Source organism: Candidatus Nitrotoga fabula (genome assembly GCF_905221025.1).
GTDB lineage: Bacteria > Pseudomonadota > Gammaproteobacteria > Burkholderiales > Gallionellaceae > Nitrotoga > Nitrotoga fabula.
The window spans coordinates 53,148-75,152 of record NZ_CAJNBL010000008.1 but is presented as its reverse complement, the minus strand read 5'-3'; the positions used below and the strand labels follow the sequence as shown (position 1 = coordinate 75,152).

Annotated in this window: 21 protein-coding genes; 17 read left to right on the top strand and 4 right to left on the bottom strand. The window is 51.5% G+C overall.

Annotation, left to right across the window (positions count from 1 at the left end):
• Positions 1-4 precede the first annotated feature (4 nt).
• On the top strand, positions 5-1,501 hold the full coding sequence (locus KJA68_RS03420; protein ID WP_213035536.1) for a YifB family Mg chelatase-like AAA ATPase: 1,497 nt from the start codon (positions 5-7) through the stop codon (positions 1,499-1,501).
• Between the two features lie 194 nt (positions 1,502-1,695).
• On the opposite strand, the gene KJA68_RS03415 is transcribed toward KJA68_RS03420, so the two are convergent.
• Positions 1,696-2,154, bottom strand: coding sequence for a nucleoside deaminase (locus KJA68_RS03415; protein ID WP_213035535.1), 459 nt, complete (start codon positions 2,152-2,154; stop codon positions 1,696-1,698).
• Positions 2,155-2,456: 302 nt separating this feature from the next.
• Here KJA68_RS03415 and KJA68_RS03410 point away from each other — a divergent pair, with 302 nt between their 5' ends.
• The 4 genes from KJA68_RS03410 (at position 2,457) to KJA68_RS03395 (ending at position 5,759) form a co-directional block, all read left to right on the top strand.
• Positions 2,457-3,095, top strand: a complete 639-nt coding sequence (locus KJA68_RS03410) for a ferritin-like domain-containing protein (protein WP_213035534.1) — start codon at positions 2,457-2,459, stop codon at positions 3,093-3,095.
• A 16-nt stretch (positions 3,096-3,111) separates the two neighbouring features.
• Entirely contained in the window at positions 3,112-3,477 is a 366-nt protein-coding gene (locus KJA68_RS03405) for a cupredoxin domain-containing protein (RefSeq protein WP_213035533.1), read from the top strand.
• 261 nt (positions 3,478-3,738) lie between these two features.
• A complete protein-coding gene (locus KJA68_RS03400) occupies positions 3,739-4,374 on the top strand; it encodes a helix-turn-helix transcriptional regulator (protein WP_213035532.1) in 636 nt (211 codons plus the stop codon).
• A gap of 509 nt (positions 4,375-4,883) precedes the next feature.
• Complete coding sequence (locus KJA68_RS03395; protein WP_213035531.1) at positions 4,884-5,759, top strand: substrate-binding domain-containing protein; 876 nt, start codon at positions 4,884-4,886, stop codon at positions 5,757-5,759.
• 50 nt (positions 5,760-5,809) lie between these two features.
• On the opposite strand, the gene KJA68_RS03390 is transcribed toward KJA68_RS03395, so the two are convergent.
• Entirely contained in the window at positions 5,810-7,318 is a 1,509-nt protein-coding gene (locus KJA68_RS03390) for a tetratricopeptide repeat protein (RefSeq protein ID WP_213035530.1), read from the bottom strand.
• Positions 7,319-7,378: 60 nt separating this feature from the next.
• On the bottom strand, positions 7,379-8,008 hold the full coding sequence (locus KJA68_RS03385; RefSeq protein WP_213035529.1) for an IS30 family transposase: 630 nt from the start codon (positions 8,006-8,008) through the stop codon (positions 7,379-7,381).
• Positions 8,009-8,061: 53 nt separating this feature from the next.
• On the opposite strand from KJA68_RS03385, the gene KJA68_RS03380 reads away from it, so the two are divergent.
• The 5 genes from KJA68_RS03380 to KJA68_RS03360 all read left to right on the top strand — a co-directional run bounded on the left by KJA68_RS03380 (position 8,062) and on the right by KJA68_RS03360 (position 13,423).
• Positions 8,062-9,399, top strand: coding sequence for a sulfatase-like hydrolase/transferase (locus KJA68_RS03380; protein ID WP_213035528.1), 1,338 nt, complete (start codon positions 8,062-8,064; stop codon positions 9,397-9,399).
• Between the two features lie 31 nt (positions 9,400-9,430).
• Positions 9,431-10,135, top strand: coding sequence for a phosphocholine cytidylyltransferase family protein (locus KJA68_RS03375; protein ID WP_213035527.1), 705 nt, complete (start codon positions 9,431-9,433; stop codon positions 10,133-10,135).
• A 302-nt stretch (positions 10,136-10,437) separates the two neighbouring features.
• Positions 10,438-11,406 (top strand): octaprenyl diphosphate synthase, encoded by a 969-nt coding sequence (gene ispB / locus KJA68_RS03370; RefSeq protein ID WP_213035526.1) that lies wholly within the window; start codon positions 10,438-10,440, stop codon positions 11,404-11,406.
• Between the two features lie 239 nt (positions 11,407-11,645).
• Complete coding sequence (locus KJA68_RS03365; RefSeq protein ID WP_213035525.1) at positions 11,646-12,947, top strand: porin; 1,302 nt, start codon at positions 11,646-11,648, stop codon at positions 12,945-12,947.
• Positions 12,948-13,084: 137 nt separating this feature from the next.
• The gene (locus KJA68_RS03360) at positions 13,085-13,423 is read left to right on the top strand and encodes a P-II family nitrogen regulator (protein ID WP_213035524.1); all 339 of its coding nucleotides are present in this window, start codon (positions 13,085-13,087) and stop codon (positions 13,421-13,423) included.
• A 201-nt stretch (positions 13,424-13,624) separates the two neighbouring features.
• Here KJA68_RS03360 and KJA68_RS03355 read toward each other — a convergent pair whose 3' ends face one another.
• The gene (locus tag KJA68_RS03355; protein ID WP_213035523.1) at positions 13,625-14,170 is read right to left on the bottom strand and encodes a TIGR00645 family protein; all 546 of its coding nucleotides are present in this window, start codon (positions 14,168-14,170) and stop codon (positions 13,625-13,627) included.
• 581 nt (positions 14,171-14,751) lie between these two features.
• Between KJA68_RS03355 and KJA68_RS03350 the strand changes: the two genes are divergently transcribed.
• The 7 genes from KJA68_RS03350 to KJA68_RS03320 all read left to right on the top strand — a co-directional run bounded on the left by KJA68_RS03350 (position 14,752) and on the right by KJA68_RS03320 (position 21,999).
• Complete coding sequence (locus KJA68_RS03350) at positions 14,752-15,534, top strand: sulfite exporter TauE/SafE family protein (protein WP_213035522.1); 783 nt, start codon at positions 14,752-14,754, stop codon at positions 15,532-15,534.
• Positions 15,535-15,642: 108 nt separating this feature from the next.
• Entirely contained in the window at positions 15,643-17,388 is a 1,746-nt protein-coding gene (locus KJA68_RS03345; protein WP_213035521.1) for a nitrite/sulfite reductase, read from the top strand.
• Between the two features lie 5 nt (positions 17,389-17,393).
• Entirely contained in the window at positions 17,394-17,921 is a 528-nt protein-coding gene (locus KJA68_RS03340; RefSeq protein ID WP_213035520.1) for a DUF934 domain-containing protein, read from the top strand.
• Complete coding sequence (locus KJA68_RS03335) at positions 17,914-18,618, top strand: phosphoadenylyl-sulfate reductase (RefSeq protein WP_213035519.1); 705 nt, start codon at positions 17,914-17,916, stop codon at positions 18,616-18,618. The genes KJA68_RS03340 and KJA68_RS03335 overlap by 8 nt, the downstream gene beginning before the upstream one ends.
• 109 nt (positions 18,619-18,727) lie before the next feature.
• Positions 18,728-19,633, top strand: coding sequence for a sulfate adenylyltransferase subunit CysD (gene cysD / locus KJA68_RS03330; protein WP_213035518.1), 906 nt, complete (start codon positions 18,728-18,730; stop codon positions 19,631-19,633).
• 2 nt (positions 19,634-19,635) lie between these two features.
• Entirely contained in the window at positions 19,636-20,889 is a 1,254-nt protein-coding gene (gene cysN, locus KJA68_RS03325) for a sulfate adenylyltransferase subunit CysN (RefSeq protein WP_213035517.1), read from the top strand.
• A 180-nt stretch (positions 20,890-21,069) separates the two neighbouring features.
• On the top strand, positions 21,070-21,999 hold the full coding sequence (locus KJA68_RS03320; protein ID WP_213035516.1) for a CobD/CbiB family protein: 930 nt from the start codon (positions 21,070-21,072) through the stop codon (positions 21,997-21,999).
• Positions 22,000-22,005 lie beyond the last annotated feature (6 nt).

Genomic DNA, 22,005 nt, shown 5'->3' with positions numbered 1-22,005 from the left:
GATAATGAGCCTCGCGGTACTATACAGCCGTGCCCTTTCCGGCATGGATGCCGCGCTGGTTACGGTAGAGGTGCACCTGGCAAATGGCTTGCCGAGCTTTACCATCGTTGGTCTGCCTGAAACTGAAGTCAAGGAAAGCAAGGATCGCGTGCGAGCAGCCTTGCTGACCTGCCGGTTTGAGTTTCCATCCCGCCGTATTACGGTCAACCTTGCTCCTGCCGATCTGCCCAAGGAAAGCGGACGCTTTGATTTGCCGATCGCGTTGGGTATCCTCGCCGCATCCGGACAGATCCCCTCCACCCATCTGGGTGACTATGAATTTGCCGGTGAGCTGGCGCTTACGGGGGAACTCAGGCCGGTACGCGGAGCGCTGGCCATGACCTACCACGCGACATCCAACGGCCGGGGATTTATCCTGCCGGAAACCAATGCAGTCGAAGCCGCCCTGGTAGAGGATGCAGCCGTGTATCCTGCACGCTCCATACTGGAAGTCGCAGCCCATCTGTCCGGGCATGCTCCGCTTGCACGTCAGACAAGCAGCGCGCAGATGGAAAGGCAGGACTATCCGGATATGCGCGAAGTTAAGGGACAGGGGCAAGCCAAGCGTGCGCTGGAAATTGCTGCTGCCGGTGGACACAGCGTATTGATGAGTGGTCCGCCCGGTACCGGAAAATCCATGCTTGCGCAGCGTTTTCCGGGAATCCTCCCGGCCATGACCCAGACCGAGGCATTGGAGAGCGCTGCCATGCAGTCTTTGGGCGGAATGTTCGACATCAGCCGCTGGAAAATCCGCCCCTTCCGTGCTCCCCATCACACCGCTTCCGCCGTAGCTCTGGTCGGCGGAGGCAGCAACCCGCGTCCCGGTGAAATCTCGATGGCGATGCATGGAGTGCTGTTCCTGGACGAATTGCCGGAATTTGAGCGGCAAGTGCTGGAAGTCTTGCGCGAGCCGCTGGAAAGCGGGCGGATCGCTATTTCGCGCGCGGCGCGCCGAGCGGATTTCCGCGCGCAATTTCAGCTGCTTGCTGCCATGAATCCCTGTCCCTGCGGTTATTTTGGTCATTACAACGGCAAATGCCGCTGTACCCCGGATCAGATCGCTCGCTATCGCGGGAAAATTTCCGGCCCGCTATTGGACCGTATCGACATACTGATCGAAATTCCGGCCGTGCCGCAGGAAAACCTGCTCAGACATACAGACGGAGAATTCAGCAGCGATATTCGCGCTCGCGTGAATGCTGCGCGGCAGCGGGCATTACACCGCCAGAATAAACCCAATGCAGGACTTACGGTCAGCGAACTGGACACTTTCTGTGTGCCATGCGAACAGGGCGCGGTTCTGCTGCAGCAGGCCATTCACCGCCTGAACTTATCTGCTCGCGCCTATCACCGAACCCTGAAAGTCGCGCGCACGATTGCTGACCTGGCGGGCAGTGCAAATATTACCCCCGCCCATATTGCCGAAGCCGTGCAGTATGGCAGGATGCGCATGCAGGGGTAGCTTTTCGGCTTCCTTGCTAGGGCTGATTTTAAAATTGCCTGGGTTAAATTTAACAAACTGAAGGTGATCCAACGGGCACCGAATAACGCAAAACCGGTTTGCCATACGATTCGATCGGAAATGCTACCATTTTATGGATTGCCCGGCGTGGATATGGTTTTTCTGTTTCTGGAAATGGTATGAAGAAGCTGGATTCATACGTCGGTTCGACCCGCAATATCCTCGTCCCAGAGACCCGGTTTTTCTTTGATGAAATTATCCATCAATTCCGTGCATTTTTTATCCTCCAGCAAATCTACCTGAACACCGTGACTCCGGAGAAACTCGATGTTGCCACGGAAATTACGATTTTCTCCGATCACAACACGAGTCACTCCAAACTGGAGAATTGCTCCACTGCACATCATGCACGGACTGAGCGTAGTATATAAGGTGACTCCGTTATAGCTGGATTGACGACCAGCCCGGCGTAAACAGTCAATCTCGCCATGTGCTGTCGGGTCTCCATCCTGCACACGTCTATTGTGTCCAGCCGAGATCACCTCGCCATCTTTTACCATGACGGCTCCAACGGGAACCCCCCCTTCCAAATAGGATTTATATGCTTGCTGGTATGCCAGCCCCATCATTTTTTGATCTTGATTGTCGCTCATGATTCCACCTTGGATCGCATGAAGTGTAGTGTATACAGTGAACCTGCCCACAGGACGATATTCTACGGCAAAGCATGATCTCTTTCGGGCGGAATGGCAAATACAAACCGGCTCTCTGCTTTGTGAGGGTTTCAACAGATAACCTGATTGCAATTTTTGTGTTGTCGTTTTGATTAAGGTTAAAAGTATATTACACAGTTATACAATAAATATATGTTGAAAGTTATTTAATGTATGGTTAGAATAAACCTGTCCTACAACAGGACCATCCAAATCGAACCATCAATACTGAGGATATAACCATGAAAAGAAAAGACATCCCACTGAATAATGCACGCCGCACTGCCCTCAAGGCTGGATTTGCCGTCAGTGCACTTGCTGCAATCAGCCTGACAACCGTGAACAGTGCCAATGCCGGTACGGGTAACGATACCCGGCATGATCTGGCCATTCTGAATGCGGCTCTTGATCTGGAAAATCAGGCAATCTGGGCCTATGGGGTGGCTGCTGGAAAATTGAGTGACAGTAAAGTTGGAAATGTCATCAAAACACTGGCATTGCGCAATCAGGCAGATCATATCCAGCACCGTGATATTTTTATATCCACGATCAATGGGCTTGGCGGTACTCCCGTCAAGGCAAGGGAAAACTATGATCTTTCCGCCTACATCCAGGCGAAGGAAGGAAATCTTGATTCAGACGCCAATATCGCCAGACTGGCGCTTGCGCTGGAAGTGGATGCAGTGCTTGCCTACGCCAGTGCTGTCAGAAAGCTGCGCACACCAGACCTGATTGCTGCCGGACTGACTATCCTGCCGGACGAATCTGCGCATGCTGCAGCCATACGTGCTGTGTTCGGTACGCTGGATCCTGCTATTCATGCCGTTCCCTCCGGACAGCTGAGTAAGGAAACACGCAACCTATGGATACTGTCCGTTTGAAGACATGCGCTGCACGATGAAAATGCTTATAACATTTCCTGTAAGGATCCACTGGGCACTGGCTGTTTTGATGACAATTGGTGTCATCCACACAGCTGAAACACACGCGGCGCATCCTGATGCCAAGCAACCTGTTATCGTAAATATTGATGCTTTTCAGTATCAACCCGATATCATCAAAATTCAACGCGGTCAGAGCATAATTTTTATGAACCGTGATGACGTTCCCCACACCGTGACACCCGGAAAAAATGCGCGTTTTATTTCCTCCGGTCTGATCAAGGGTGGGGAACAGCATGAGGTGAAATTTGAATCAACGGGGATTCAAGATTACTCGTGTGATTTTCATCCCAGCATGCAGGGGCAGGTGCAAGTACAATAAAGTATTGGCGAGGAATGGGTAGCGGTCATCCTGCTTCTCGTGTGTGAAGGCAGCCTTGCTGTCCTGTTATTGGGAATTTCAGATGGCCTAATCTCGGACCGGATCAGTTTCTGTGGGCGATCCGGTCTTGGTCTTTTGCATCCTTCTCTGTATTGGATGCCAGCTCCAAATGTGTGGAAAATTGTGATTTCACCCTGCACGTAGTCTGTTTTACAATAAACAGGAAATTGTTGAAAAACAAACATGCTGAAGGAATCTGGAATGCTAGAAATGTTAGGGAGTCGCCAGCAGCAACTTTTGCGACTTCTGCAAAAAAACAAGGGTGGCCTGACTTTGGAAGAGCTTTCAGTACATCTGGATATCAGCCGGAATGCCGTGCGTCAACACATCGCTACGTTGGAAAGCAATGGATTCGTAACTTTGGGAATAATGCGTCCCTCCGGAGGAAGACCAGAACAGCTTTACGTGCTGACTGAGGAAGGAATGGAATTCTTTCCGCGTCATTATTCCTTGTTTGCGCAATTACTGGTCGAATCCATCGCCCAGGAATCCGGGGTATCAGGGCTAAGAACGCGGCTGGAAGCGATGGGAGCGAGAGTCGCCCAGCAGCTGCTTGCCCAGAATCCTGGGCTCCAGGTTGGCGCACAGAGGGTGGAAAAGCTTGCAGAAATCATGGAGTCGCTTGGTTATAGCGCCCGAAGCATTGCCATGACCGGCGGGTTACCCGTTATTGAGGCGGACAACTGTGTTTTCCATAACCTTGCGATGAAAAACCCGGAAATATGTCATTTTGATCTGGCCTTGCTAACCACCTTTACCGGCAGTGGGGTAAACCATGAAAAATGTATGGCCAAAGGCAGCCATGTTTGCAGATTCAGGTTTGACATTGAAAGCTGAGAGGCCTGGATAAATGATTGCGTTTTAAGGATGCGCTTGTCTAACACCCCTCGGAGATTAAGTGCTTTTGCATTCTGGGTTCGGGTATAGGTCGCGTGCTATATCCAGCATATTTGTGTCGGGCGGACAGTTGTTGCGTCCCAGTACGAACAAATAATTTGTGTGCATTATCTTCCACTTAATGCTAAACGGGTAACCGAGACTTATCAACTGCATAAAAACCAGTTCCGGTTCCACCCGGTTCAGCTTGCAGTCATTAAAATCATTCGGTGTGGTGATTTGTGCCGTCATATCATGCGCCTTTCGATGCCTCGTTTTTGCCATGCCCAAGGTATTTTTGACCAGTTTGTCCACTTAACTCATACCGGCGGCATAGTGGAATCGGTCAGCAATCACCCAATAATTTTGAAAGGAGGCTTGGAAAATCAGAAAAATCTTTGCGTCAGACAGCAGATTTGATACCCTGCAGAAGATTAGTAAACCGTCCGGTTAAACGGGGTAATTCCAAAATGGCAAATGCACTTCGATTCATCATTGTCCCAAAAGTCTCGCATCCTTGGTTCGACGAGGTGAATAAAGGTGCGCAGGCCCAGGCCAAAATTCTAAGCCATAAGCTTGGTGTGGAGGTTGTGGTCAACTATATGCCGCCATCCGTTGCTGACGTCGTCGAGCAGAACGCGATCCTGGAGCAGGCCGCGAAGAGTCGCCCGAGTGGCATCGCTGTGGATCCCGTTGACGCAGTAGGCCATATGACGGCGCTCAACCGCATCAGGAACCAAGGTATTCCGGTGGTTCTTTTTGATTCACCATCGCTAGATAGCAGTATCACGAGCGTCGGCAACAACTTTACTCAGCAGGGAATCATTGCGGCCGAGCGTCTTGCCAAGCTGATCGGGTACGCTGGCAAAGTGGCTGTGATGCAGGGATATCCCACGGCACCCAATCACAAGGAACGATACGAAGCCCAGTTGGCGGTATTAGGAAAATATTCCGGTATAACTGTTGTGGACGGTGGCATTGATAATGACGACATTGAGACCGCCCGCCAACAAGCTTCGGCTGTTCTCGAATTGCATCCTGATCTGAGCGGTTTCTTGTGCTGCGATGCTTCCGGTCCGATAGGCATTGCAAGCGCTATCAAAATGGCTGGGAAGGCCGGCAAAGTAAAAGTAGTTGGCATGGATGGGATCAAGCCCATACTCGATGCCATTAAAGAAGGCGTGATCGACTCCTCCTCAGCAACCATTCCGAAAATGCAGGGTTCGATATCAGTCCTGATGTTATGGCAAGCATCGCTGGGCGTTCAGATCCCTCAGGCGGTTGATACAGGCATTGACGTGATTACGCAGGAGAACGTGGATAGCTATCTCGCTGGCACAGCCTGAGCAGTAAACAGTTATCTGTTTACATAAAATTCTGGGCATCCCCGGGCGATTCACTTTTTATGTCGACGCCGGTTGGAAACTGACCAAGAGAATAAACGTCTAACGCTCTTGTACATCCATATTATAATCAAAATCATTGGCTTAAGCAATGGGAGCTCCTTCTCCTCACCTAAGCGCCGCGCCAGTTCGTCGTAGACAGCATCTGCCTCTTTGCTCCGCCCTATATTCTCGAGCACAACGCCCTTGCTCAGCAGCGTTTCAGATACTTTCATACGCAATGGCGTCTCCTTCTCCTCGCCGAAGAGCCGCGCCACTTCGTCGTAGACAGCAATTGCCTCTTCGTCCCGCCCCATCTTGCCGAGCGTCTTGCCCTTGTTCATCAGCGCTGTAGCCACTTGCTCACGCAACGGCGCCTCCGTCGCCTCGCCGAAGCGCCGCACCACTTCATCGTAGGCAGCAATTGCCTCATTGTTCCACTCCATCTGGTCGAGCGTACCACCCTTGTTCACCAGCGCTGTAGCCACTTGTTCACGCAACGGTGCCTCCGTCGCCTCGCCGAAGTGCCGCACCACTTTGTCGTAGACAGCAATTGCCTCTTCGTCCCGCCCCATCTTGCCGAGCGTCTTGCCCTTATTCATCAACGCTGTAGCCACTTGCTCACGCAACGGCTCCTCCGTCGCCTCGCCAAAGCGATGCACCACCTCATCGTAGGCGGCAATTGCCTCTTCGTTCCGCCCCATCTGGGCGAGCGCGGCGCCCTTGTTTACCAGTGCTTTTGACAGCTGAATCGGTTCAGAAGAGACTTTTTCGGCCCTAATAAATTGCGTTAACGCAACCTCATATTTTGCAGATTCAAAAGCTTGAATACCCAGCATGTTCCAATCTTCGAAGCGGTACTTATTGGGTGCTCTGGATTCTATTTCCTGTGCTGCTTCTTGCACCTTCTCTCTCTGTTTCTCACTTAATGGTTTAGTCGTATCAATTGAGTGGCTAAGATTAATCATTGCTCTCTCGTGCCGCGCTTGGAGTTCCAAACTCTTGTCATTAATCATTTGAGTTGTACGTCTTTCATCCTCCAGTTTATTGAGCACATTAGTTGCTTTGTTATCGATTTCACCCAAAGCTATTGCAATCTTAGGATTTAGCGTATCTTCAACTTTTTTAACGAGTTCCTGCTTGCCATCCTTGTCAAGCCAGGATTCAATAATATTTTTTGCTTGTGCCTTAACTTCATTTCGGGCTTCGTCTTTTGCAGCCTGCACTGCTTCCCTAGTTGAACGGAAACTAAAGAACACCACTATCACGGTCATTAACACACCAAAACAAGACAGATAAAAATTAAGGTCACTAATCCGTTTGTCTTGCAGGTCAAGCCGCTCTTTGAAAAACTCGAGTTTTTGCTGCTGTAACTTGAGGTTAGTTGAAATATCCGATGCCTGGGACGTTATTTGAATTGCCCCGGGTTTAGAGGGCAGCTTAGCTGGCTGTACAGGCGCTGCCAGTGTAGGTAAAAAAAGAAAAAACATTCCGCATAATATGATTGATATAATTTTTTTCACAATCTCTCACCTATTGATAACAATAACGGACAGTTCATGGTTTTATTAGTTCTCGCCGATTTAAATGTGAAGTGCAACGCCTGACTTGAAGAATACCTGATTAGGTGTTTGGTATCCAAGTCGCTTTCTGGGTTGGTTGTTCAATCTTTCCATTGCTGCACCCATCTTCTGCTGTGTAATCGTGGTAAAGTCCCGGTTTTTGGGAAAGTACTGTCGAATCAGTCCATTCGTATTCTCGTTCGTTCCTCGTTCCCATGAAGCGTAAGGGTGGGCGAAATAGAAGTCTGTATCCAGTTGGTTGTTGATCTCCTTGTGTTCGGCGAATTTTCGCTCGTCGTCGGAAGTAATCGTATGCACCCGTCTTTGGTGTGGGTTGAGCAGGCTGGTAGTTGTTTTTGTCACCGTCTTGGCGGTCTTTCGCTTGCCCAAGCTGACGATGGTCTGTCGGTAATTCTGGCCGATGATGGTATCTGCCTCCCAGTCGCCAATACGACTTCTGGCATCGACGATAGCCGGACGTTGTTCGATGGGCTGGCGGTTGGTGATGATGCTGCGCCGATCTGTTTTGCCATAACTCTTCCGGCGCTTCTTCTGGATTGTAATGCCTTTGAGTGTTATTTCTGAAGTATAAAAAAACCATTCTGTCGTGAGTGCTCGAATTAATTTTTGTGCTAAAGTCTCCAGGGACATCCTTGTTGGCCTGAACAAGCGTATGTCAGAAATTTTATGCTTCCGCGGCTCTGATGAAAAATCTGATCATCCTTCACCTTGAAAGCATCACCCGGCAACGGCTGGTTTCTTTTGCATCGTCGTTTCCCAATACGCGGCGTCTGATGCGGGATGCGACCGTGTTCGACAATTATTTCTCATCGGCGACTTCCACGTTGATGGTGGTCACTTACCTTTTCTATGGCAATGATTTTGAATTTGATGCAGAACCGGAATTCGAGGGGATGTGCCCTGCGGGAAACAACCCGCATCTTTTTTCCGTTCTTCAGCGCCATGGTTACCACGCGAATCTGATATGCCTCAATGCGTTTTATCCGGCAAACCCGACAAAGCTGGATTCCTGGACCGATGATCTTCCTCCGGTGTGGAGCACGAATGATTTTCCGACCCTGCTCGATCGCTTTGACAAATTAACCGATGAAGCGCCTTTTGCCCTGTATGTATGGGATCTCATCACTCATATCGAGCATAGCCTGGCGCTGGCGTCAATTGCTGATGGGCTGACAGATCAGATCCGGCGTGCATGCAAAATGGCGGATGATGCGATTGGCGTAATGCTGGCGATGCTCGAGAAAAAAGGTCTCCTTGAAAATACGACCATCGTGCTGTATGGCGACCATGGCGATGACTACTGGACGCATGGATTCAAAGGCGGCATGGTGCATGCCACGGAGCCGTATACGCAAATCACCTGGGCGCCACTTGCGATAAGCGGTCCCGGCCTGGCTCCAGGAGTCAGGCAAGCCCTGGCCAGTACGATAGATATCGCGCCAACCTGTCTTGCTCTCCTTGGCATTGAAGCGAACTCCGGGTTCCGGTATTCCGGGGTCAATTTGTTTGCAAAGCCTCATGACTTCGTGTTTTCGCAGAACTTTACGGCAAGTCAGCCCGACAGCCGAAAATGGGGTATTGCCCGGTCATTTTCAATAACGGACGACACGTATCATCTTGTCGTGAGTTCACGTGGACTCGAACTGTACGCATATCATCTGGATTCGGGAAATCATTGCAATCTGCTGTATTTTTTCAATCTCCTGCCGGATGGCAAACTGGAGTTGAGGGATTATCCGGATGCTGCAGGACATTTTCAGATGGCTTTGACAAAGAATCCGCGAGCAGTATCCAACATTGACGCACGTTTCAGAATACTGAGAGCCAATCTGGAAAAGCGTATTTTGGCCAAGCATGAGTATATTCAAGAGCATGGCGCCAGGCCTGTCTCTTTGCTCGACCCGGGTTGTCTGAATCTGATTGCAGAGGGCTCCCGGAAAGCCTTTTTCGGTACTGCAGAATCACCATCGCCAGCGCGTACCCAGAGCCCTGCATTGGCATCCTGGATGAATCTGCGCTGAGATGATCGCTTTAATCTGCCCGGTTTAATTCATGCGCTATCTGATCCTTCTGGCAGGCATTGGAAAACGCATGGGGAGCAAGCTTGGCGGACTCCCAAAATGTCTGATTGATATTCATGGCGAACCTTTGATCAAAAGGCTGTTACGGCAAATCAGAAACAATGATCCCCACGCGGACATCCACGTTGTTTTGGGGTATAAAAACGAAATGATCCTGCCGTTTCTCGATAACTGCAAGATTTTCATTAACCCGTTCTTTGACATCACCTGCATCAGCGCTTCGCTGTGGTTTGCGCGCTCTTCATTCGATCAACCTCTGATGATCATACATGGAGATGTAGTACTTTCCAGCGAACTGGCAGCGGATCTGTTTCCAGCCGAAGCCGAGCTGCTGATTGCATACGACAGCAGCATTCTGGACCCCAAAGAAATCAATATTGCAGTGAATGACACCCGTGTAACGCACTTTGGTGTCAATTTTTCCGGTTACAGTGGCGTCTATGCGTGCGTGTTCAAGCTCTCTGCGGATGCTGCGCGCATGTTCGCGGACTTGCTCGATCAGCGCATGCGGCGGGGATTCAACAAACCACATACCTATTACTTTTCCATCATGCGCAAGCTGATCGGTAACCCAGACCTGGAATGGATACCGTTTGACTTTTCCCGCTATCGCTGGAAAGAAATCGATCATTTTGAGGACATTGCCATCGCGCGGGTGAAGATCCGTGGGCAGTAAGCTGTCAAGTCGGGATTATGTTTTTGCGGACGGACTTTTGCCCGGAATACGGATGCAGGTTCGGCGCCGGGGTTTGCCCCAATAAATGAATTTCCGGTTTCGCGTGAATGGTGAGCAGCAGCACACATCCAATTTCCGGAACAGACTGTATGGCAGGGACGGCGAGTGGCACCCGATTCCTTTCGAACGGACACCCCAGCAGTATCCATGCTTGACATGTCATCCATCCAGTCCATACCATCGCGATCTTTTGTTAATTTTAATTGCCAGCGTTTTCTGGTCGCCATAATTGGGGGTTCGTTGTGTCGTTCGAAGCCATAAAACAATCTCTTGCCCCGGACATGTCCGTAGTGGACAGAGTGATCCGTACCCGTCTGCATTCGGAGGTGGCGCTGATCAATCAGATGAGCGGATATATCATCCACAATGGCGGCAAACGGCTGCGTCCGGCGCTGGTCGTGTTATCTGCCCAGGCGCTGGGATATACCGGGGAACATCATCATGATCTGGCGGCTGTGGTGGAATTCATCCATACCGCAACCCTGCTGCATGACGACGTGGTGGATGAATCTGCATTGCGCCGCGGACAGGCATCCGCCAGCGCCCTGTTCGGAAATGCTGCCAGTGTGCTGGTGGGCGACTTTTTGTACTCCCGTGCTTTTCAGATGATGGTGGAAGTAAGCAATATGCGGGTAATGCAAACGCTGGCGGATGCCACCAATACGATTGCAGAGGGGGAGGTGCTGCAATTGCTGAATTGTCATGATGCGAGTGTGGATGCAGCCAGCTATTTGCGCGTCATCTACTGCAAGACTGCCAAGCTGTTCGAGGCCGCAATGCGTCTGGGCGCGATTCTGGCGCAGGTGGATGCTGGTGTCGAAGAAGCTGTTGCAAAGTATGGCATGCATCTGGGAACTGCATTCCAGCTGGTGGATGATGTGCTGGACTATTCAGGCGATGAGCAGGAGACCGGAAAAAATCTGGGAGATGACCTGTCGGAAGGCAAGCCTACCTTGCCTTTGATCTACGCTATGCAGCATGGCGATGCCGTTCAGGCTGCCACGGTGAGACAGGCCATCGAGCAGGGGAGTATTGGGGAGTTTGCCGCGGTCATGCAGGTGGTCCAGCAAACCGGAGCCCTGGAATATACCCGGAGGCAGGCACAGAAAGAATCCGATGCGGCATGCGCTGCGCTGGCTTGCTTGCCTGAAACGGAATATAAAAGGATATTGCTTCAATTGGCTGATTTTGCCGCTACCCGTAAATTCTGAGTGCATTCCGGCCGGCTTTGGACGTTTTGGAGCGAGGCAGCCAGAAAACCCGGATCATCCTCTCCAGGCACTGATTTGGTGCATGGCAGCGTCAGTGATGCGTGCCTGTTGTGCGAAAATCCCGTTCCTCCCGGAATAGCTGCTGTACTCTGTTGTTTTAATTAAAAAAATATATTGGCATGGAATTTGCTTCATGTTGATTGGGTATTTGTTTCTTCTCAATCCTGGAAAGCATAGCCATGTACAATATCAATGCATTTATTTTCACATTGGGCGCCTTGTTCATGCCTGCGGCCATGGCTGCAGACGAGTCTCCCTCTCTGCTCAAGAAATTTGGCATTCAGGCCGGGGGCTGGGTGAATGCCGGCATTTCCCTTAATACGAACAATCCAATTGATGGATTTAATGGCCCGGTTACTTTTGCCGACCGCTCAAATGAACTACAACTGAACCAGTTCAATGTGTATCTCCAGCGTCCCATAGCGAAGGAAGGGAAAGCGTGGGATTTTGGAGGACGCTTGGATGTCATGTTCGGTACCGATGCCATTTTTGCCCAGGCATACGGAATCCCGTCTTTTGATGTCAATACGGGACAACCGTTAAGGCGGAGTAAATGGGATCTGAATCTCTGCTGTGAGGGGAGCCGTTTTTACAATATGGCCTTGCCCCAGGCGTATCTGGAAACCTATGTGCCGGTTGGAAGCGGGCTGTCGGTAAAGATCGGACACTTTTATTCGCCAACCGGATATGAAACGGTTCCTGCCCCGGACAATTTTTTCTATACACGGTCTTACACTTTCAGTAACGGGGAGCCGTTTACCCATACCGGTCTGGTGGGCAACTATACTACCAATAAAAACTGGTCATTCATGGGTGGGGTCATTACTGGCAGCTCAACTGGTGGGTGGGATGGGGGTATGGACAAGGAGTTGAGCAACTGGGGAGGGCTGGCCGGGGTAACCTGGACCAGTAACAGTAAGAGAACCTCGGTTAACCTGACTGGTTCCTACAGCGAAACCTCTACTCGAAGCGATGAGCCGTGGGGCTTTTATAGTCTGGTTGTGCAGCACAAGGTTACTCCTGAAACGCTACTGGTTTTGCACCAGACCTTTGGTTACGCGGGTGGAGTCTTTACGCCTGCAGGTAACCGGAATGCTGAATGGTATGGGATTGACCTGCAGTTGCAACATGAGCTGGCAAGCGATTTGTCCGTGGGTGTTCGTGGAGAATGGTTCAGTGATAAAAGTGGATTTCGCGTTTGTTCACCGGTTCGGGTTGCCCAGGCAACGAACAGCGTGCACATCAGTTTTGCCGCCAATTTTGAGGCTACCTGCGTACCCGCCGATTATTTCGACATTACCATGGGGATGAACTGGAAACCGGCAAAGAAGCTCAAATTGGAGCATACTTTGATGCAGAACCTGAATATCCGTACCAATATCCGCTATGACTCGGTGGATGGGTTTGGGCGGGCATATTTGCCGTTTGATAACAGAAGGAATCAATTGCTGATTTCGCTCGATGCAACGCTTCCGTTTTGATTCTCCAATGGCTCGTATATACCAGGTTTTTTCAGGCACAGCCGTTCGCAGAGGATTTATGGCAAAGCGCTCTGGCGATTGGGGCAGGTTGGGCGAAAAGTTTTCAAGTTTTTAAACACACATCAGGAGTCCGGATTATGAAAATGATTACTGCAATTATCAAGCCTTTCAAGCTCGATGAAGTTCGGGAGGCACTTACCGCGATTGGCGTGCTGGGCATTACTGTGACGGAAGTGAAAGGGTTTGGTCGGCAAAAAGGACATACCGAGCTGTACCGGGGTGCGGAATATGTGGTGGATTTCCTGCCCAAGGTTAAGGTCGAGGTCGCCGTTCAGCAGGAGATGCTGGATACGGTGGTGGAAGCGATTGAAAAGTCCGCACATACCGGCAATATTGGAGACGGAAAGATATTTGTCCATACGATCGAACAGGTCATCCGTATCCGCACAGGGGAGACCGGCATAGAGGCTCTGTAGGGCAGGGATGGGGACATTTCTTAAGATTCTGCCCATATGTAATTGATATCCAATGTCAGACGCCGGGAAGCATGGTTCCCGGCGTCTAGCCTTGCCCGTGCATCCGATTATCTCCGGGGCATGGTCTTGGTCATGTTTCATCGGTCCCGACGAATGACTGCACCTCGGCACTGTATCAACAGAGGACGGCAGGAGAGCAGGTCAGTGCTGACTGGCTGGATGCGTGTCGCCGTGAGAAGGTGCCATCAGGCGATCGATGTAGGCCATGGCAACGGCCGAAGCCACAAAAGTCATGTGAATGACCGTTTGCCACAGCATGGTTTTTTCGGTCAGGTTAGGGGCATTGATAAACGTTTTCAGCAGATGGATGGAGGATATGCCGATGATGGCGGTGGCCAGTTTGATCTTGAGCAGATTGGCATTGACGTGAGATAACCAGTCCGGTTCGTCCGGGTGACCTTCCAGATCGAGGCGTGAAACAAAAGTTTCATAGCCCCCTACGATTACCATGATCAGTAGATTGGAGATCATGACTACGTCGATCAAACCGAGCACGATCAGCATGATGTCGGCTTCAGCCAGGTGCGGAACCTTTTCAACCAGATGAGTTAGCTCGACCATGAAATGAAATACATAAACGCATTGAGCGACGATTAGCCCAAGATATAGGGGCAGTTGCAGCCATCGGCTGCCAAACAGGATGCTGGTCATGGGCTTGAAACGCGGAGAGGTATTTTTGTATTGCATTGTTTTCCTTAAGTATTAGACAGATTGATTGCGCGGTGCCGGCAAGGAGGTTGAATCCGGCCGGGAAGTTTGCCAATCGTAGCTTTTCCGGCCAGGATTCTAGTAATGTCAGCAAATATTCCCATGCCCCATATGATACTGGATTTATCTCGATCTCTGCAGTGCTTTGTCCGGGCGAATCCTGGTACGGCATGCAAGAATGAAAGGCATCGGGGCCCCGGCAGAATGTTCAGGTATCCACCTTGCACAAGACAGGTCGGGATTTTGCAGAATTTACCCTTGCTTTAAGAATATCCAGCGGCATGCAGGACGCTGGAGAAGTTGCCGCAGGGGACAGAAGGTTCGACATGAGGCTTTTAAGCGCCTTGTTCCGGAACAGACCCGTCCGTATTACATTCTGCAGTCGTCTTGTGCGATGCGGATTTCCAGGCGCTGACGTAGCGACCATTCGCCAATCGCTGCCCAGCTTATTACATTTAATTATAAGGTAAGAACAAAATGTTATAAGTAAAATCCACGGGAGTGTGGTTTGATAATGCCAGGGAGGTGCGCTACCATGCGCGCCGTTTTAGGGAGTTTGGATGGACTGGCTATATACATTTTCGGGTTTCGTGGTCGGCTTTGTAGTAGGCGTTACGGGGGTGGGGGGCGGTTCTTTGATGACTCCGGTTCTGGTGCTGCTGTTCGGGGTCGCCCCGGCCACAGCGGTGGGTACCGATTTGCTGTATGCCGCGCTCACCAAGATGGGGGGGAGCTGGGTACATGGGCGACGGGGCACGGTAGACTGGAAAGTGGTAAGGCTGCTGGCAGTGGGCAGTCTTCCTGCCGCTTTATGCAGCATGATTCTGCTTCATTACCTTGCGCTTGACGAGAAGCATTTGAAATCGCTCATTACCAGCGTGTTGAGCGTTGCTTTGTTGTTGACTGCGGCAGCCATGCTGTTCAAGCCCTATCTGGAAAAAATCGGCAAACGTCAGGACGGATTGATTTTCGAGCTGCATGCGCACCATTTGACCGGTGCAACGGTGATGACCGGTGCCGTACTCGGAGTGCTGGTAACCATTTCATCGGTCGGGGCTGGCGCCTTGGGAGTGGTGGTGCTGCTGTTTTTGTATCCGCGTGCGCCGATGTCCAAAATAGTCGGTACCGATATTGCCCATGCCGTTCCGCTCACGCTGGTTGCCGGACTGGGGCATGCGGTGCTTGGAACAGTGGATTATGGACTACTGGGGAGCCTGCTGTTGGGCTCGCTGCCTGGGATCTATCTGGGAAGTCACATTGGGGTCAAGGTTCCTGACCGGGTGTTGCGCCCGATTCTGGCGAGCATGTTAACGATTATCGGTGTCAAGCTGATGCTGCACTGAACGTGGTTTCCAGACATGTGGCCGGAAAAGTGCAATAAATATTCGCAAGCGAGGGCGGGTTTGGCTTGGCGTGGCTTATAATAAGTAGTTTCTGTAAGGAAATTAAAAATGTATAAATATGATGTGTATGATCAGCAGATTGTGAATGAGCGTGTCGCCCAGTATCGTGATCAGGTGCAGCGCCGCTTGTCCGGCGAGCTGACAGAAGATGAATTCCGTCCATTGCGGCTGCAAAACGGGCTGTACATGCAAATCCATGCTTACATGCTGCGGATTGCCGTGCCCTATGGTTTGTTGTCTTCCAAGCAGATGCGCATGTTTGCACATATTGCCCGTAAATACGACCGCGGCTATGGTCATTTCACTACGCGCCAGAATATCCAGTTTAACTGGATCAAACTGGAAGAGACGCCGGATATTCTGGCCGACCTGGCGTCGGTTGAGATGCACGGCATCCAGACATCCGGAAACTGTATCCGAAATATTACATCCGATGAATTTGCAGGGGTTGCTCCGGATGAGATTGTTGACCCCCGCCCCTATGCGGAAATATTGCGCCAATGGAGTACTTTCCATCCGGAATTCGCCTATCTGCCGCGCAAATTCAAGATTGCGATAAGCGGCGCTGCAGAAGACCGCGCAGCGATTGCTGTACATGATATTGGGTTGTCTGCAATCAGGAATGCGCAGGGCGAGATTGGTTTTCGTGTGCTGGTGGGAGGAGGAACGGCTCGTACTCCGATCATAGGAAGCGAAATCTGTGACTTTGTGCCCTGGCAGCATATGCTGACATACATTGAGTCCATCATGCGTGTTTATAACCAGTATGGTCGTCGCGACAATATGTACAAATCCCGTATCAAGATACTGGTAAAGGCACTCGGAATCGAAGAGTTCAGACGTCAGGTCGAAGCGGACTGGGCGGACATCAAGGGTGGTCCGGGTACGCTGACGGTGGAAGAGGTAAAGCGGGTCGCGGAATATTTCGCCCCGCCCGGATATGAGGTTTCGGCAGAAAAGGACCCCGCACTGGATCTGTTCAAAGAGCAGAACAAGGCTTTTGCCGATTGGATGCAGCGTAATGTCAGACCGCACAAGATGCCTGGCTATGCAGCGGTATTGTTGTCGCTGAAGAAAACCGGCGTGGCTCCCGGAGATGTAACGGCCGACCAGATGGACCGGATTGCAGACATGGCGGACCGCTATAGCTTTGGCGAACTGCGTGCCACCCATAAGCAGAACCTGGTCCTGGCCGATGTGAAACAGTCCGATCTTGTCAGCCTCTGGAAAGAGGCGTCTGCGCATGGTCTGGCAACGCCGAATATTGGTTTGTTGACGGATATGATCTGCTGCCCCGGTGCGGATTTCTGCACGCTGGCATTCGCCAGGTCGATCCCGCTGGCGAAAATGATTTCCGATCGTTTCGACCGTGCAGATTTCCTGCATGATATCGGCGAGATTGAATTGAACATGTCCGGGTGTGTGAACGCATGCGGTCATAACCATGTCGGCCATATTGGTATCATCGGCGTCGACAAGAAGGATGGAGGAGAGTGGTACCAGGTTTCCATCGGGGGCGCGCAGGGAAATCAGGCCGCGATCGGTAAAATTCTGGGTCCGTCGTTCAATTTCCAGCAGATGCCGGAGGTGATCGATCGGATTTTGCAGGTGTATCTGCGTGAACGCCTGGAAGAGGAGCCGTTCATTGACACGGTTCGCAGAATAGGCGTAGAACCCTTCAAAGAGTGGGTGTATGCAACTCCGATTGAGGCGGACGACTCTGTCGATAAAACCAATTACGGGTTCATGGAGAAACCGGATCATTATACGGTACAACGTAAATCGAGGTTATAGCAGAAATGATTATTAAAGACAAAGCGGTAGTCAGTGATGACTGGACGATCCTGCGCCTGCAAGAAAATGAAACGCCAGAATCGGCTTCCGTTCCCGCCGGGAAAGTCATCGTTCCACTCAGGATGTGGCAGGCACAGCGTTCCAGGTTGCAGGACCGTTCCGGGCTGGGAGTCTGGCTAGCCAGCAATGAGCGGCCTGAGGATCTGAAGGGTGACCTGGACAGGTTTGACGTTATTGCGGTGGATTTTCCCAGATTTGCGGATGGCCGTGGATATTCGATTGCGTATAATTTGCGTGCCCGTCTTGGTTACACGGGTGAATTGCGCGCCATTGGCGATGTGCTGCGTGATCAGTTGTTCTATATGCAGCGCGTTGGTTTTGATGCTTTCGCACCGCGACCGGATAAAAACATATATGACGCACTCAAGGGGCTGACCGATTTTTCAGAAACCTATCAGACATCGTTTGATCAGAAATTACCGCTGTTTCGTCGGGTGAAGCGGGATGGGGCAGCAGGACCAGCAAATGGTTGATCTGCAAGATAAAATAAATCAGGTACGTGCGGTTCTGGCCAGTGCCGCTCGGGATTATGCGCCGGTCGTGTTCGCCAACAGCCTGGGAGCCGAGGACATGGTGCTGACCGACCTGATCGGTAAATACCAGCCTGATATTGAAATGTTCAGCCTGGATACCGGGCGGTTGCCGCAAGAAACGTATGACTTGATGCAGCAGGTTCGGGAGCGGTATCCGGTACCACTGCGTGTCCTGTTCCCGGACGCGGGGCAGATTGAAGAGTATGTCGCCCGGCATGGGGTCAATGGATTTTATGGCAGCGTGGAATTGCGCAAGCTTTGTTGCCATATTCGCAAGGTGGAACCGCTGCGCCGTGCACTGTCAGGGAAGCGTGCGTGGATTACGGGCATGCGGCGGGACCAGGCACCCTCTCGCGAATCCTTGCAGCTATCGATGCTGGATCGCGAAAATGGATTGCAGAAATTCAATCCGCTGCTTGACTGGAGCAATGCCGAAGTGTGGGAGTATCTGAGGCAGTATGATGTGCCCTATAACCAGCTGCATGACCGCTTTTACCCCAGTATTGGCTGTGCACCCTGTACCCGTGCGATTACACCGGGGGAGGACATCCGTTCCGGACGCTGGTGGTGGGAAGACCCGCAAAGCAAGGAATGCGGTTTGCATGTGAGCAAGGCCGTTCCGGGCAAACCTGCATAGCTTGTTTTTTGGGAAGATGTTGTTAGGCAAGGATGAATCCATCCTGTTGGGGGTCAGTTTCCTGGGACAGGATGATCAGGATTGGTAAATATGGAAGTTGAGGGAAGAAATGAGTGATCAGCACGTTACGCATCTGGATGCGCTGGAAAGTGAATCAATCCATATCATGCGGGAAGTGGCCGCTGAATGCAAGAATCCTGCGCTGCTGTTTTCCGGTGGCAAGGATTCCATAGTCATGTTGCGCCTGGCGGAAAAGGCTTTTCGTCCGGCCCGTTTCCCATTTCCTCTGGTGCACATTGATACCGAGCATAACTTCCCGGAAGTGATTGCCTGCCGCGACAAGCTGGCATCCGATCTGGGAGAGCGTTTGATCGTGCGCTCACTCGATGACTCGATCCGCAAGGGGACAATTGTACTGAAAAATGCGGACCAGGGACGCAATGCCTTTCAGTCGGTAACCTTGCTGGAGACCATTGCCGAATTTGGTTTTGATGCCTGCATTGGCGGTGCGCGTCGCGATGAGGAGAAAGCGCGGGCCAAGGAGCGGATTTTCTCTTTTCGGGACGAGTTCGGCCAGTGGGATCCGAAGAATCAGCGTCCGGAGCTGTGGGATATCTATAATACACGGGTACATCCTGGTGAGAATATCCGGGTGTTCCCGATCAGCAACTGGACAGAAATGGATATCTGGGAATATATCGCACGTGAAAAATTGCATATTCCGGAAATTTACTATGCGCATGAGCGCGAGGTGATTCGCCGTGACAACGGGATTTTGCCGGTGTCTCATCTGGTGCAACCAAAATCAGGCGAGAAAGTGGAAAAAATGATGGTGCGTTTCCGCACGGTGGGAGATATGACCTGTACCTGTCCGGTGGAGTCGCACGCGCGCAATGTGCAGGAAATTATCGAAGAAACCGCCATTACGCGCATTACCGAGCGCGGTGCAACGCGTATGGATGATCAGACTTCCGAGGCTTCTATGGAACTGCGCAAGAAGGAAGGTTATTTTTAATTATGAGTCATACGAAACAGTTATTGCGTTTTATCACAGCGGGCAGCGTTGACGATGGAAAGAGTACGCTGATCGGCCGTTTGCTGCACGATTCCAAGTCGATTTTCGAGGATCAGCTTTCTGCCATCGCCAGAACCAGTGAGAGGCGAGGTGGCACGGGAGCAGTAGATTTGTCCCTGCTGACGGACGGCTTGCAGGCAGAGCGTGAACAGGGGATTACCATTGATGTAGCATACCGGTATTTTGCCACGCCCCGGCGAAAATTTATTATCGGAGACACGCCCGGTCATGAGCAGTACACCCGTAATATGGTCACGGCTGCCAGTACCGCGAATCTCGCCATTATTCTGGTGGATGCCCGCAAGGGGGTTCTGACACAGACCCGCCGCCATACATTTATTGCCACATTGCTGGGGGTTCCGCATATCGTGCTGGCTGTAAATAAAATGGACATGGTAGGTTATGCGCAGGAGACTTTCGAAGCCATTTGCGCGGAATATCGTGCTTTTGCCGCACAGTTGGGGGCACATGAGTTGACTTGCATACCGATTTCGGCATTGAATGGTGATATGGTGGTGGAGCGAGGGGAAAACCTGGCTTGGTATCAGGGTAATCCGCTGCTGGAACTGCTGGAGAACGTGATGATCGATCACGATATCAATACAACCGATTTTCGCTATCCGGTGCAGTGGGTATGCCGCCCAATGACGTCAGAGCACCATGATTTTCGTGGTTATATGGGACGGATTGAATCCGGGGAAATTGCACCCGGGGATGAAATTGTGATTCTACCTTCGGGCCGCACTTCCCGGGTAAAGGAAATTGTTACGTATGATGGTAACCTGCAGCATGCCGGCGCGCCAAAATCCGTTACGCTGACTTTGACAGATGAAATCGATATTTCGCGCGGCGACATGTTCGTGAAGCCGGCCAGAATGCCACGGGTTGCCAAGGAATTTGAGGCGATGCTGTGCTGGCTGTCTGAGGCTCCGCTGGACTTGAACCGGAAATATTTTATCAAGCATACCACTCGTGTAGTGAAATGCCTGTTTGCGCGGCTGGATTACCGCGTGGATGTGAACACCCTGGAGCAGCAAGACACTGTGACGCTCCAGATGAATGATATTGCCCGCGTGGCAATGAAGGTGCAGCAACCGCTGGTGCTGGACAGTTACGGCAATAACCGGAGCACCGGGAGTTTCATTGTGATCGATGAGGCGACGAATAATACGGTTGCAGCCGGAATGATGGTTTGATTTGCTGGTTCTGTGCTATGCCTGTGTGAACGGGCGCAGGCAGTGTCCGTGGGAACAGGCGGCATGATCCGGAGCTTTCTGCTTGCGTGGGGTTTTCAGTAAATGGGGGTGCCGTAGGTTTTCCGCATAAATTGGGTGTTGTATCGTGTATAACATATAAACCATGCCTTTCAAGCTGCCATGAGCCTGTTATCCCTGATCTTCGCTTTGCTGCTGGAGCAGTTGCATCCGCTGGCCTTGCGCAGGAATCTGCATGCAGCGCTCGGGCGTTATGTCGATTTTTTCCACCGCTACTTGCATGCCGGTCATCTGAAACATGGCAGGATTGCATGGCTGGTTGCAATCCTGTTACCGTTGATCGGGACGGTTTCCCTGTACTGGCTGATGTATTGGGTCCATCCGGTATTTGCCCTGTTATTCAATGTGCTGGTCCTGTATTTCACGCTGGGTTTTCGTCAGTTCATCCGCAGTTATACGGATATTCACCAGGCACTGCGCGATCATGACCTGGACAAGGCGCGCAATCTGCTGTCTGCGTGGCGTGCGTCCTCCTGCCATGAGCTCAAGCACGAAGAAGTTGCGCGCGTTACGATCGAAGAGGGATTGCTTGCCGCACATCGTTACCTGTTTGGTGTGATCACGTGGTTTGTGGTTTCGATGTTTCTTGGGCTGGGGCCTGCAGGAGCCGTACTGTACCGGATGGCGCATTTTATTGACCAGCTGTGGGATCATGAAGACCCGGGTGACTTGGGTGTGTTTGCGCGCCAGGCTTACCGCTGGGTAGAATGGCTGCCTATGAGGGTTACCGCAATGATTTTTGCGATCGTTGGCGATTTTGAAGATACATTGTATTGCTGGCGCACGCAGTCGCAAAGTTGGCCAGATCCGGTTGCTGGCGTAGTGCTGGCCAGTGCTGCAGGAGCAATCGGCGTGCGCCTGGGTTTGCCCATCCTGCAGGCTGGCTTGCCGCAGGACAGGCCTGAGCTGGGCATAGGGGAGGATGCGGACGTGGATTTCATGCAAAGCACAGTTGGTCTGGTGTGGCGTGCGCTGGTATTCTGGTTTGCACTGCTGCTGCTGTTTGGGCTCGCAACGCTGGTCAAGTTCTGAATGGCC

What these genes read in the sequence shown, in the direction of transcription:
- KJA68_RS03410 (WP_213035534.1), top strand. Translation starts at nt 2,457, where the DNA reads ATGAAAAGAAAAGACATCCCACTGAATAATGCACGCCGCACTGCCCTC.
- KJA68_RS03415 (WP_213035535.1), bottom strand. Translation starts at nt 2,154, where the DNA reads ATGAGCGACAATCAAGATCAAAAAATGATGGGGCTGGCATACCAGCAA.
- KJA68_RS03420 (WP_213035536.1), top strand. Translation starts at nt 5, where the DNA reads ATGAGCCTCGCGGTACTATACAGCCGTGCCCTTTCCGGCATGGATGCC.
- KJA68_RS03340 (WP_213035520.1), top strand. Translation starts at nt 17,394, where the DNA reads ATGATTATTAAAGACAAAGCGGTAGTCAGTGATGACTGGACGATCCTG.
- KJA68_RS03360 (WP_213035524.1), top strand. Translation starts at nt 13,085, where the DNA reads ATGAAAATGATTACTGCAATTATCAAGCCTTTCAAGCTCGATGAAGTT.
- KJA68_RS03375 (WP_213035527.1), top strand. Translation starts at nt 9,431, where the DNA reads ATGCGCTATCTGATCCTTCTGGCAGGCATTGGAAAACGCATGGGGAGC.
- KJA68_RS03335 (WP_213035519.1), top strand. Translation starts at nt 17,914, where the DNA reads ATGGTTGATCTGCAAGATAAAATAAATCAGGTACGTGCGGTTCTGGCC.
- KJA68_RS03380 (WP_213035528.1), top strand. Translation starts at nt 8,062, where the DNA reads ATGAAAAATCTGATCATCCTTCACCTTGAAAGCATCACCCGGCAACGG.
- KJA68_RS03405 (WP_213035533.1), top strand. Translation starts at nt 3,112, where the DNA reads ATGAAAATGCTTATAACATTTCCTGTAAGGATCCACTGGGCACTGGCT.
- KJA68_RS03345 (WP_213035521.1), top strand. Translation starts at nt 15,643, where the DNA reads ATGTATAAATATGATGTGTATGATCAGCAGATTGTGAATGAGCGTGTC.
- KJA68_RS03395 (WP_213035531.1), top strand. Translation starts at nt 4,884, where the DNA reads ATGGCAAATGCACTTCGATTCATCATTGTCCCAAAAGTCTCGCATCCT.
- KJA68_RS03365 (WP_213035525.1), top strand. Translation starts at nt 11,646, where the DNA reads ATGTACAATATCAATGCATTTATTTTCACATTGGGCGCCTTGTTCATG.
- KJA68_RS03350 (WP_213035522.1), top strand. Translation starts at nt 14,752, where the DNA reads ATGGACTGGCTATATACATTTTCGGGTTTCGTGGTCGGCTTTGTAGTA.
- KJA68_RS03320 (WP_213035516.1), top strand. Translation starts at nt 21,070, where the DNA reads ATGAGCCTGTTATCCCTGATCTTCGCTTTGCTGCTGGAGCAGTTGCAT.
- cysD (WP_213035518.1), top strand. Translation starts at nt 18,728, where the DNA reads ATGAGTGATCAGCACGTTACGCATCTGGATGCGCTGGAAAGTGAATCA.
- KJA68_RS03355 (WP_213035523.1), bottom strand. Translation starts at nt 14,170, where the DNA reads ATGCAATACAAAAATACCTCTCCGCGTTTCAAGCCCATGACCAGCATC.
- KJA68_RS03385 (WP_213035529.1), bottom strand. Translation starts at nt 8,008, where the DNA reads ATGTCCCTGGAGACTTTAGCACAAAAATTAATTCGAGCACTCACGACA.
- cysN (WP_213035517.1), top strand. Translation starts at nt 19,636, where the DNA reads ATGAGTCATACGAAACAGTTATTGCGTTTTATCACAGCGGGCAGCGTT.
- KJA68_RS03400 (WP_213035532.1), top strand. Translation starts at nt 3,739, where the DNA reads ATGCTAGAAATGTTAGGGAGTCGCCAGCAGCAACTTTTGCGACTTCTG.